Origin of the sequence: Thermoflexibacter ruber, assembly GCF_900113045.1 — a bacterium.
Taxonomy (GTDB): domain Bacteria; phylum Bacteroidota; class Bacteroidia; order Cytophagales; family Thermoflexibacteraceae; genus Thermoflexibacter; species Thermoflexibacter ruber.
In genome coordinates this window covers 29,779-41,991 of the sequence record NZ_FONY01000018.1, presented here as the reverse complement: position 1 = coordinate 41,991, position 12,213 = coordinate 29,779, and the positions used below count along the sequence as shown (strand labels likewise).

The window sequence follows — 12,213 nt, the reverse complement described above, 5'->3', positions numbered from 1 at the left end:
ATTTGACTGGTTATTATATGACTTCTCTAAGCACTGCTGCTTTAGCCTCCGCAATCACAAAATTATTATACCTCGCCTCCTCATCGCTATAAATGAGGCGTATCTCCCCCAATTGGAGCATTTCCAATACAGCTAAAAAGTTAAACACTACGGCAATTTTGCTGGGGTTCTCTGCAATAATTTCCTCAAAGGAAAGCATTGTTCGTTGGCTTAAAAGATGCTTTAAGACTTGCTTTTGTCCTTCTATGGTGTAGGGATAAGGAATAATCTGATGAACAGGTCTATTTTTATCAGCTTCTAAGCGTTTTAGCACATTTTGGTAAGCAGTAAGCAGTTTATAGAGGTCTAAATCCTCCAATTCTGCTTCTGCGTGAGCCATTTCTGCTATTTTTTTCACTTCTTCCACTACATTCCCGCGCTTTTCCATAGCCAAGCGACGCTCTTCCATTTCCGCCAAGATGCCTACTACTGACTTGTATTTTTTATATTCTAAGAGATGCTTGACCAATTCCTCTCTGGGGTCTATCTCTACGCCTGCTTCGTCTTTTGGCATACGCGGGAGCAGCATTTTTGCTTTAATACGCATTAGCGTTGCTGCTACCAAAATAAACTCGCTGGCAACCTCTATGTTCATCTGCTCCAAGTGGTGAATGTAGTCCAAGAAATCTTGAGTAATCTTAGCTATGGGAATATCGTAAATATCCAACTCATCGCGTTCTATAAAGAACAGTAATAAGTCAAAAGGTCCCTCAAAAAGCGGAAGTTTGATAGAGAAAGACATTTTTAAATCGCTGTTTATCAAATTTTTTTCAACTGTATTTTAAATGTTTACAAAATTTCCCACTCGTCGTTGAGCAAGGGAATGGCATGGTGAGCAGTTAAATCAAAAACACAAGGCACAACAGAAACATAGTTATTGTTCACTGCCCATTCGTCAGTATCGTCCCCGTGGTCGTGGTTCACAAAATTGCCTGCCAGCCAAAGGTACTTGCGCCCATACGGGTCAGTTCGCTCATCAAAAATTTCTTGCCACTTTGCTCTTGCTTGCCTACAAATCCTAATGCCTTGTATTTCTTGAGACTGCTTTCTCGGAAAATTGACATTGAGGGCTGTTCCTTTGGGCAAACCTGTTTTTAGAGCCTGCTCGGCTATTTTTTTAATGTAGGGTTTTGTATGAGAAAAATCTGCATTGGACCCGTAGTCTTCCAAAGAAAAACCTATAGCGGGCATTCCCTCTATCGCTCCCTCAATAGCAGCGGACATTGTGCCTGAGTACAAAATACTGATAGAGGTATTGCTTCCGTGATTTACTCCACTCACCACTAAGTCTGGAGGCGTACCTTTTAGTACGTAATACTTGGCAAGTTTGATGCAGTCAGCAGGCGTTCCTGAACATTCGTAAGCCTCTACTCCCTCAAACACTTCCGATTTATAGATTTTTAATGGAGAGTGAATCGTAATGGCGTGTCCCATGCCTGACTGCGGACTATTGGGGGCTACTACCAGTACCTCCCCAATTTCCTGCATTACTTCCACTAATACTCTTAAACCTTTGGCGGTGATTCCGTCATCATTGGAAACGACAATAAGTGGTTTTCTTTTTGACATATTGATAAATTCAAATGGTAGGATTGATTTTTTCTATATTTTTATTCTCTGTATTTTTGATGTCATTGATAAATAAGAGAGTGATAATCAATAACATTATCATGGGTAACATTCCCAAAAGAAAAGCTACATTTACACTAAGGCTTTCAAAAATAAAGGCACTCACCCCTGTACAAATCGCTTCGATAATAAAAATAACAGCAATGATGAGAGAAGTAATCACAGGGATTTTTTCTTTGCTCACACTGCTGAGAATGATAGCGGAAAGGGTAGGCATCACAGGCCCCCAAACAAAACCCAAGAGAGGAATAGCCCAAAAGAAAGAAGGCAAGTCAGATAAAGCAGAAATTTGAATAGGCTCTGAATTTACATTTGCGTAGTAGGAAGTCATAAAAATACATACAATACATAATGCCATTGAGCCAATAAGTACATAAAAAACATTGAAAATGTGTAAGATAAAACTTGCAAAAATCCTCCCAAAAAACAAACCTGCAAAAGCCAACATCACTAAGTAAATGTCTGCGTTGAGGTTAGCAATGTACTGTTTGCTCAAAGAAGGAATCCACTGCATAAAGTGGACTTGTGCCATCGACAAAAATGCTAAGTTAAGGGCAAGCATTAGTACCATAGAGTAGCGGAAAATTTCAAAAAAAGACCATGCCCCTTTTTTAGATTTTGAAAATAAAGAAAATATAAGATGATATAATCGAGAAAATAAGTGCAAAAATACATCATGCCACAGAGATTTTTTTTCTTCTAAATGCAATTCACGCACTTCTTCTTTTTTCTTGAAATCAGTGGTGAAAATCAGCCCAAGTGCAAGCAAACTTAAGCCGCCTATTACCCAAAACAAGTAAGTCCATGAAAATCTCGTATTGGCAAAACCTCCTGCTATCGCCCAACTGATGATAAAAGCAAGCACAAACATTGCCTCAAAGCGATTCAAGAGGCTTGCAAAAACTTTATCTTGTTTAGCTACCTCTCTAATCAGCATATATCCTACTGTTCTTGCTATGACGAAAATAACGCCTGTCCCGAGAAACAAAAGCTGTGGGAAAAGGAAATGATTGGAAAATGGAATAATGATGCCTAACGATAAAATAAAAATTAAGCAAGGAACAAGTAACTTCCTATAAGAAATAGTGCGAATCAGCTCACTCATCAAAAAAGCAGCCAAAATCACCGCTATATATTCTATGACAAGCAGTATAGAGGACTTGCTTTTGTCTAAGGCATAGGTGTAAATTGCTTGCTCAATAGTGATGAGTGTGCTGTGCATGAGCATAGCTACTATAAAATAAACAAAAAATACGATAAAAATGATTTTGTTTTTATCCATGCAAAAAAGTCTTTATCCCTTTTTTACAAAGCTAATAAGTTTATTCAGCTATTCAAAAATTTAATAGGAAGGTTTATTTTTTTCTTTGCCTAAGCATCCGCACAGAGTAAAATAGTCTTAGCAACCTTGTATGCCTGTATGATTTGACAAAATCTTACGGGCGTATTTCATCTGACAATAGCATAGCAAAAGTAAATATAAAATCTACTAATAAGCCAAAAATAATCCCAAAGCCAAATCCATAATTGATAAGTTGGGTAAAATACTTGTCTGCAAAGCTGTAAAAAAGGCTTTCTATTTCTTTGGGTTGCATATTGCTTACCTCATTTTCTACGATTTTCTTCAGGTCTATGCCAGCTAAAAGACCATCTAAATTATTTTCTAAAGCTTTTAGTGCTGCCTCTGTCAAAGCATCGATAAGGAAATGTTTTGTTTCAGTAGAGATATTTTCCACTAAGTTTGTCAAGTTGGCATCAATTAAAGTAGCAAACTGGGTAGAGAAAAATGCTTTGGTGTTTTCTTTCAAAAGTAGATTTTTTATCCAAAGATTTACCTCTTCTTTAAAAAGAGCAGGGTTTAGTATCTGACCAAATTTTTTATGGCGAACTTGGTTGAGGAAATCAGCTATCATTTCGTTTCTGACCTGCTGGATGGCTTTCCCCTCAAAGAGCAGGGCTGTCCACCTTTGGGCTACTTCTTGGAAACTCTCTGCACTTATTCCATCAAATAATTGCTGGACGGGAACCCGTGCCAAATGCTTTTCAGCAATATTCAACATGAGTGTAGAGGCTATTTCACTGATTCCTTTACTTTTACGAAGCCCATTTTCGCTAAGATGTGTAGCAAGTGTGTCTATTTCTTTGTGTAAAATTCTTTGTAAATCAGTAACTTCGTGAATAGAAAGAATCTTTAAAAAAACAGTCATGGGCAGTTTGAAAATCTCCTCCAATAACAAATCTAACAGGCGTTGGATAGCTTCTAAGATTTCCTCACGAGCCAAAAACTCATCAACTTTCTTTTTGAGGTAGTCATTATCTATGTTGAGTTTAAGTTGGGACATGGGACTTTCTCCTATCTGATGTACACCATTTGCCACCAATTCTTTGAGGCTCGTACTTTCTTTTTTAAAGAAAAAGGGTATTCCCTCCTCGGCTAACTCCTTAACAGTGTTTTTAATAGGCTCTTTGTAAAGGGCTGTTGCCTTGTTTTCTTTGTAGGCTTTTTCATAAACTAAGTCTGCTAAGTTGTCTTTATTCTTGCTCAACCATTCCATGCCGAACTTGATGAGGTTGTCCACTACAGTGTCCATATTTTCTTGGATAATCCTAATCAAGTTCCCAGCAAATAACTCACTAATCTTTTTTTGTGGGTCAAGTTCTTGGCTAAGTCTATCGTCTATAAATTTGAAAATTACTTGCTTTATCTCCTTATCTATTAGCTTATTGCGTAAATTGAAAGAGATTTTTTCTTTCAAATTTTCTTTTTGAGTAGTATTGATGTAGGAGTTCAATATTCTTTTGCTATACTTCTCAAAAGGAATAATCTCTTTGGTGAAAAGGTCTTCTTTAAGTATCTTACTGAGATTTTTAAAAAGCTGAACAAGTTGATTTTCAATAAATTCACTGATTTTAGGATAAGTATTGTCCTTCACTTTGGCAGAGAGCAGGGTGTCCAAAGTGTTGGTATTTTCTCCTAATTTTTTCAGCGTATCGTAAAGGAAGTTTTGTGCTTGCTTTTGAAAACGCTCGCTTTCAGTATATTCAATGAGCTGTTTTTCAAGTAGGCATACCAACTGCTCTGCTTGTGCAAAATCCTCTACACTTTTGCTTTCATTGGCTATGACGAGCTTATTAATTTGCTGATTAACAAAATCTTGGTTTTTATTAATCGCTTCAAATATTGCTTCCCCACCTCTCTGCCCCCAATGTTGCTTATTTTTTTCTACCTGCTTTCGCAAAAACTCAAAATCATTGGCAGAAAAAAACTCGATGATTCTATTGTTCAGATTTTCCTTGTTTTTAAGGAAAGTATCTGTCAAATGAGCTTTATTAAGCAAGCCATTGACGACAAACTTACCCATGTTTTGAGCAAAACGAGTCTGATTTTTTGCTGCTACTCCTGGCGTAAAAGGCACAGGAAGTTTGGTCAGAGGAAAATACTTTTTTTGGTATGGTCTAAAAATCATCTTCAGAGCCAGCCAATTAGTGCTGTAGCCTGTAATGCCATAAGCCAAAGAGGCAATGCCTAAGTTCATCAGATTCAAGAGATTGTCAGATGGTAGCGTATAGAGAACTCCCCCTGCTAAGGCTCCTAAAAATGCACCAAAAACGGTAATAGGTTTGAGCTCTTTACCCATGAACTTTTCTACTAAGTCGCGTAGCTTGTCTGCATTCATTTTTTGCATACTGCTACTGACAGCCATTTCTACCTTGCCTGTAAGGAGGTTGGGTAGATTTTGGATAAGTGTATTTTCCAGAAAAATAGGCACTTGTGTTTTCAAATCGGTCTGATTAAAGAGTTGTATGAGCGTTCTCACTTCTCTTTGTTTCAATTTATCAAACTCTTTATCTAACAGATTTTCAGTGGCTTGTATGATAAAAGGATTCCACTTTTCAATCTGCTTTGGTGTAATGTAGTCCGAAAAAGTTTTGTCTTTGAGTTGTTTGGCAATGACTTCTTTGAAAAACTGTACTATTTGGTTTTGCTTACTTTGCAGTAAATCGTGTAGATTTTTGGCTATCAACTCACTGAATTTATCAAAAGTAGTCAAAGGTAATACCTCATTAAGTTTTTGATTGAATAGCTTAGTAAGTTCATTTTCCAGTTTTTCCATTAATAGCTTGCTAAAACGCTCATGGTAAAGGAACTGATTTTTTAACTGCACTTCTGTAAGCTGATGAATAAGGCTATGCAAGAATTTTTCTATTTCCTCTACGCTTACCAACTCCCCTAAGGTACGATTGAAAAACGCAGAGAGATTGAATAAAGTGCTTGATTTTTTAGGTAAGGTATCGGTTGTTTCTTCCTGATTAGAGGCATCAGACTCTAAAGTATGCACGAGATTTTCTAACAGTAAATTGCCAAGGTCGACTTTCTGGTTAAAAGTAGGGTTGCTTTTTAATTGGGCAATAATATCACCTATAGTATTGTTTTTCAAGAAGTTAATAAGTTGTTCTGTTAAGCGATTAGCTGTTTCCTCAGGATTTTGGCGATGCTGGTCTATGATTTCGGTCATTTTTTTTACAATGTTGGCATATTGGCTTACGCTACCTATGAAAAATCGCAAAATAAGGTCTTGGAAACGGGACTTGACATTTTTTTTGAATGTAGAGTCTATGAGCAGTTCTAATTTTTCTTTTCGTTCTTCTAACCAAGTAATTAGACTTTTAAGAACAATAGGAAGTTTGGCGTGAAGAAAATTATCAAAGTTTTTTGCCAAATCATCAGAAAGCAGTTCAAAAATAGTAGTCTTCTCATTTTCAAGCACTTTGAGTAAAAAATCAGTAAATGAAGTTATCATTTTCCTGCCTTCATCTGAGTTTACAATTTCCAAAAGCCGGTGATTAAGCTCTGAAGCAATATAATCAGTACTATTTTCTCCAAAAATATCGTAAAGTTTTCTTTGTGCAATTTGCTGACTGATGCTACTAATCAAAGTATTTACTTCTAACAAGTTGCTTATTTGTTGTATATTTTCCTCTATAGGAAGTGCAAAGTTATTCTGCAAGTCTTGGTGGAAATTGTCAAAAGTATTTACAATGTTCTTTCTTACTTGTCCACTGAAATCGGCAGTAAGCAAGCTAAATAATGTTTTGTCATTTATATCTTTATACACATTTTGAAAGATTTGATGCAAACTTTGCGGCGTATCTAAGACTTGGTTCAGTTCACTTGCAAATGAGTTTACAACGAAATCAAGCTGGTTTTCTGACAATAAAGAAGTGATAGGGGCATGAGTGAAGATAAAATCTACTATCGGGGTAGCTTGGAAGTCTTGGAATGCCTTACAGTTTTTAAGCATTCGATAGCTTTCTTCTATGCCTCTGATTTGTGCTACTGTAAAGTTGTCAGGGAAAATGATATATAGCTGATTTTCAAAGAAGTCAGCACTGATTTGGGCTATTGCTCGGGATAATAGCTCAGGGTTTTGGTTGATTTCTTTTTCAATAGTGTGGTGGTTAATGATTTCTCTCTCAACAAGTTTACTGACATTGGTGATGAACTCATCTTTGGTGCGGATAACGATTCCGCCCAAGCCAAATCGCTTGCGAAAAAGCATCTGAATTGCTAAGTCGTTAGTGATGTAGCCTACGACTGCACCACTGAAAATTTTTGAAAGAAGTGTGAGAATCAAAGTGCTTTGGGAAGTTTTGCCACGAATTTCACGAATTTACACGAAATCTTGTCTGTTTTGCTACGAATTTCACGAATTTACACGAATTTTATTTTTGTGAAGTTATAAAATTGTTTTTATTTCTTTTAAACTTGTGATTTCAAAAGTAATTGGTTCATTATGAATTAGCCTCTCAGGGTTATAAAATACGGCATCTATACCTGCGTTATTTGCTCCGGCGATGTCAGTAGTCAAGTTATCTCCTATCATTAGGGTATCTGCCTTAGTTGTTTGAATTTTACCAAGCGCAAATTCAAAAATTTCCTTGCTTGGCTTGCGGTATTGAGTAGTTTCTGAGGTTATAATCTCAGCAAAAAAGTGTAGGATTCCGCTACTTTGCATTTTTTGCTTTTGCACTTCCTCAAAGCCGTTGCTGATGATATGCAGTATGTAATCCGATTGCAAATATTCCAACACTTCTAAGCTATGCGGGATTAAGTGGGGTTTTTGCGGGCAACGCTCTAAGTAAGCATGATTCATTTGCTCAAAAACTTCGCTTGGCGGACAGTCTAACTCTTTTCTGATGAGTTCGAAACGCTGTGTTCTAATGGTTTTTCTATCTGTTTGATGGTGATTGTAAGCGTCCCATAGGGCATGATTTATCTTGCGAAAGCACTGCATGAAGATAGGAAAATCTACTTTTAGCAATTCTTGCAAAGCAAGTTCATCAAACAGTTCTTTAAGTGTTTCCTCAGAATTTTTCTCAAAATCCCAAAGGGTATGGTCTAAGTCAAAAAAGAGGTGTTGGTATTTTTTGGACATGAGTATTTTGCTTTGAAAAATTGCATCAGTGGACTTTATCGTGGAGTCCTAAGCTCTAAGCTACAGTAAAACTGTTGGATATTATCCGATTTGGAAAATTGGACTCCACGACTTCCTCTACTTCCATAAAACCATTAGTATCGATATTTGTTAGCAAAACGGTCTTTATTTCGTTGATGAGCAGAGGGTCGTATTTGGCACTTACCCTGATGTAATTTTGTGTAAATCCGTGCATTCTGCCGTTTTCTACATCATTTTCAAAAAGTACGGTCGCTATCTTGCCGATGTTTTGCTCGTAAAAAAATCTTCTTTTTTTGTCAGAAAGGATATGCAACATTTTAGAGCGTTCGTTACGTACTTTGTGAGGTACTATTTCCTTGATTTTGAGAGCATCTGTATTGGCTCGCTCTGAGTAAGTAAATACGTGCAGATAAGAAATATCCAATTCATTGAGGAAATTATAGGTTTCTAAAAAATCTTCATTAGTTTCTGAGGGGAAGCCTACAATGACATCTACCCCAATGCAGCAATGAGGCATCAAGGTCTTGATTTGGCGAATCCTATCTGCATAAAGTTCTTTTTGATAGCGGCGATACATCAGACGCAAGATTTTGTTGTTCCCCGATTGCAAAGGGATATGAAAATGAGGAACAAATTTTTTGGATTGGGCAACAAAAGCGATGATTTCATCGGTAAGCAAATTAGGCTCGATAGAAGAAATCCTAAATCGTTCAATTCCTTCTACTTCGTCTAAGGCTCTAATCAAATCTATAAAACGATGTACTCTTTTCCCGTTAATGATGCCATAATCTCCTGTATTTACGCCTGTTAGTACTATTTCTTTGACCTCTCCTGTTTGGGCAACTTCTTTGGCTTTGGCAAGGATATTTTCTAAGGTATCGCTTCTGCTTTCGCCTCTGGCTAAGGGGATAGTACAAAAAGAACAGTTGTAATTGCAACCATCTTGTACTTTTAAGAAAGTACGGGTACGGTCGCCGTAGGAAAAAGAATGGTGAAAATTTGTAGCCTGCTCAATATTGGAGGCAAATACTTGGGCTTGTGGCGGTCTGACAAAGCCGTCTAAAAGTTCTATGAGGCGGAACTTCTCCGCAGCACCAAGTACTGCATCTACTCCTTCTATCTCGCTAATTTCTTTGGGTTTAAGCTGGGCATAGCAACCAATGATAGCCACATAAGCATTAGGCGAGATTGCCCTTGCTTCTTTGACTATTTTTTTGCACTTTTTGTCTGCATTTTCCGTAACCGAACAGGTATTGATAATGAAAATATCAGGAGTTTCTGTAAAATCCACTTTTTGATACCCTTTCTGCTCGAATTGGCGAGCAATCGTAGAGGTTTCAGAGTAATTCAGCTTACAGCCCAAAGTATAAAATGCGACCTTTTTCACTTCCCTTTTGAGTTTTTGAGGTGCAAAGGTAAGGTTTTTTTTGGAAAAAAAGATGATTTCAAGCAGATACTTTACACGAAAGCAAAGTAATATCATCTGCATAGGCATTGTTACCTTTGAAGGTATTAAGATACTCTAATAGCTTGATATGCAACTCTTTTTGGTCTAAGGACTTGTTTTTTTCTATAAAATCTCCTAAAAGTTGTACGCCAAACTCTTCGCCTTGCTCATTGTAAGTTTCTGTAAACCCGTCGGTGAAGCAGAAAAGTAAAAAGCTATCCACTTGGAGTGTAGTAATGTTCAGGGAAGGGAGTTTATTAAATCCCCCTAAAATAGTGGAGCCTTCTTCTAAGAAAAATACGCCTTTGTCAGTAAATAAGAAAGGAGGGTTATGTCCCGCATTTACATAGTTAAGTTCATGACTGGTAGAGTCATACTCCATAAAAAATGCAGTAATAAAATTTTCTCCTTGCGCATTTTGCATGATAAGATAGTTGAGTTCCTCTACTATTTCTCTTAGAGGAGTTTTCTTTCTTACTAGAGTTCGCAAAGAGGCTTGGAAGTTGGACATGAGGATAGCAGCAGGCACGCCCTTTCCCGAGACATCTGCTATACAAAGAATAAATCGATTTTTGTCTATTTCTATAAAATCGTAGTAATCGCCCCCTACGGTATGGTGAGGTTGATAACTTGCTACGACTTTGATTTTTTCATTATAAGGCAATTTTTTTGGAAAAAGCAAAGTTTGCACGTCTTTGGCAATTTCTAACTGCCTCCTAATAATTTCTTGCCTACTTTGTTTGCGTGCTAATTTTTTATTCTCTACCGCTACGATAATGATGTTACTGAGTGCTTCGATAAAATCAATGTCTTGTAGTTTGTTTCCTTCCAGTGGGGTAATAAGCACGTATGCTAAAATATCTTTTTTATGTTTGACAGGAATAATTGCTTGGAATTGGTTAAAAAAGTCTGCCTTTTCACCACTTTTAGGCAAATTACTAATTATTCTTTCCGTTGTTTTAGTAATTTTTGTAATACTTGGAGGTAGAGTTATACTATTGCACTTATTTTCTACTCCGAAGTGAGCTTTACATTCCCATTTTTCTTCTTCTTCCTCGAAAACAAAGAGTGCTAACTTACTGATATGTTGTATAGAACGCAAAGTTAGCTTGTATATCTTATAAAGATGCTCCTCTGGGGCATTGTCATTGATTGCCTGGATAGTTTCAAAGAGGGTATTCAGTTCCATCTCTTTCATCTGCAATCGGTATTCTATGGAGTCTTCGGTCATCTCTAAATTCATCATTGAATCATTTGTTTTTTTAACTCATATTTTCCTTAGGGTCGTAGGCATCTCTTAATCCATTACCCAATAAGTTGAAAGATAATACTAAGGTGATAATACAAAAACTCGGAATAGCTACTAAGAACCAATTACTTGGACTCATTTCGTTAAAACCATCTTTAAGCATATTTCCCCACGAAGGCACAGGTAACTCAACCCCTATGCCTAAAAAACTTAACCCCGCTTCCATTAAAATAGCCGAAGCAAAATTAGAAGATGAAACTACAATAATAGAACCCAATAAGTTTGGTAAGATATGACGATAAATAATGGTGTAATTACTTAATCCAAAGGCTCTTGCGGATTCTATATATAGCTTTTGCTTGATGCTCATTACCTCACCTCTGACTACCCTTGCGATATCTACCCAAGTAGTCAGTCCGATAGAAACAAAAACTACCCATATCCCCTTATTACCAAGCACTAAGCTGATAGCAATGACTAACATAATGCTTGGTACAGACCATACTACCGTCATTAGCCACAAGATGATTGTATCAACTACCCCGCCATAGTATCCTGCTATTGCTCCCAAAGTAATGCCTACTACCAAAGAAATAAGTACGGCTACAAAACCAATAGAAAGAGATATACGCGTTCCTAAAATAACTCTACTAAGCACATCTCTTCCGAGTTGGTCAGTCCCCAAGTAGAAGGTTCTTTCTTCTACATTTCTCGTATTAAATTCCTTGACTAAGCGAGGGAGGCTAGTAAATTGCAGCATACCTCTACTGTCCAAATAGACCAATGTATCGCCTCTATAATAGTGCCTATCTCCTATCTTCCTATAAATGAGCGTATCTGGTCTTAGTATTCCTTTTTTACTTTTGTCTATTCCTTGATAAACGACAGTATCAGCCGCAAACACTGCGTCTTTTTTAATGGTAAATAAGAACTGCTCTAAGGAGTTATTTCCCACATATAAGGGTTTAAGGTAATCCAATAGAAAGACCTGAATAGTATCCGTAGGTGTACCTCTGACTATGGGATTAGGATATAATTTGTAAAATAAAGAATCATCTTTTACTTCATAAAAGATGACAGGACTAATATTCTGAAATTCATTTTCCTGCCCTGAGAGCATTTTCTTAAAAATATTTACCCGTTCTACGGGTTCATTTTTATTTTCTTTAAGAATAATCATTGTTTCCATAGGAGCGAGCCTTTTCATATATACCGCTCCTCCATCTGCTGCATTGGGGGTGCTGTCAGGCATTATCAGATAACCCAAAAGAGCCATAAGATGAGCAAAAATAATCACATACAAACCAAAAACGGCGGGTTTGTTTTTAATAAATCGCTTTCGGATAATTTCAGAAGGCGAGTAGTGATGTATTTCTTTGGCTGACATGGTT

Annotated in this window: 8 protein-coding genes; all 8 read right to left on the bottom strand. The window is 37.0% G+C overall.

Features of this window, described 5'->3' with window-relative positions; genetic code table 11:
- Nucleotides 1-13: 13 nt before the first annotated feature.
- The 8 genes from BM141_RS11030 to BM141_RS10995 all read right to left on the bottom strand — a co-directional run bounded on the left by BM141_RS11030 (nt 14) and on the right by BM141_RS10995 (nt 12,209).
- The gene (locus BM141_RS11030; protein WP_091545165.1) at nt 14-781 is read right to left on the bottom strand and encodes a segregation and condensation protein A; all 768 of its coding nucleotides are present in this window, start codon (nt 779-781) and stop codon (nt 14-16) included.
- A gap of 47 nt (nt 782-828) precedes the next feature.
- Nucleotides 829-1,608: a 5'/3'-nucleotidase SurE gene (gene surE, locus BM141_RS11025; protein WP_091545163.1), complete on the bottom strand. Its 780-nt coding sequence runs from the start codon at nt 1,606-1,608 to the stop codon at nt 829-831.
- A 10-nt stretch (nt 1,609-1,618) separates the two neighbouring features.
- Nucleotides 1,619-2,950 carry an MFS transporter gene (locus BM141_RS11020; RefSeq protein WP_091545160.1) on the bottom strand — a complete coding sequence of 444 codons (1,332 nt, stop codon included), beginning with the start codon at nt 2,948-2,950 and terminating at the stop codon, nt 1,619-1,621.
- Nucleotides 2,951-3,104: 154 nt separating this feature from the next.
- Complete coding sequence (locus BM141_RS11015; RefSeq protein WP_143090895.1) at nt 3,105-7,304, bottom strand: DUF445 family protein; 4,200 nt, start codon at nt 7,302-7,304, stop codon at nt 3,105-3,107.
- A gap of 102 nt (nt 7,305-7,406) precedes the next feature.
- Entirely contained in the window at nt 7,407-8,105 is a 699-nt protein-coding gene (locus tag BM141_RS11010; protein WP_091545154.1) for a YjjG family noncanonical pyrimidine nucleotidase, read from the bottom strand.
- 55 nt (nt 8,106-8,160) lie between these two features.
- Nucleotides 8,161-9,513: a tRNA (N(6)-L-threonylcarbamoyladenosine(37)-C(2))-methylthiotransferase MtaB gene (gene mtaB, locus BM141_RS11005; RefSeq protein WP_091545294.1), complete on the bottom strand. Its 1,353-nt coding sequence runs from the start codon at nt 9,511-9,513 to the stop codon at nt 8,161-8,163.
- 58 nt (nt 9,514-9,571) lie between these two features.
- On the bottom strand, nt 9,572-10,819 hold the full coding sequence (locus tag BM141_RS11000) for a PP2C family protein-serine/threonine phosphatase (RefSeq protein ID WP_245764045.1): 1,248 nt from the start codon (nt 10,817-10,819) through the stop codon (nt 9,572-9,574).
- A gap of 16 nt (nt 10,820-10,835) precedes the next feature.
- Complete coding sequence (locus BM141_RS10995; protein WP_091545148.1) at nt 10,836-12,209, bottom strand: ABC transporter permease; 1,374 nt, start codon at nt 12,207-12,209, stop codon at nt 10,836-10,838.
- Between the last annotated feature and the right edge of the window lie 4 nt (nt 12,210-12,213).

Coding starts and splice junctions, on each gene's coding strand:
- BM141_RS11010 (WP_091545154.1), bottom strand. CDS start 8,105: ATGTCCAAAAAATACCAACACCTCTTTTTTGACTTAGACCATACCCTT.
- surE (WP_091545163.1), bottom strand. CDS start 1,608: ATGTCAAAAAGAAAACCACTTATTGTCGTTTCCAATGATGACGGAATC.
- BM141_RS11000 (WP_245764045.1), bottom strand. CDS start 10,819: ATGATGAATTTAGAGATGACCGAAGACTCCATAGAATACCGATTGCAG.
- BM141_RS10995 (WP_091545148.1), bottom strand. CDS start 12,209: ATGTCAGCCAAAGAAATACATCACTACTCGCCTTCTGAAATTATCCGA.
- BM141_RS11030 (WP_091545165.1), bottom strand. CDS start 781: ATGTCTTTCTCTATCAAACTTCCGCTTTTTGAGGGACCTTTTGACTTA.
- BM141_RS11020 (WP_091545160.1), bottom strand. CDS start 2,950: ATGGATAAAAACAAAATCATTTTTATCGTATTTTTTGTTTATTTTATA.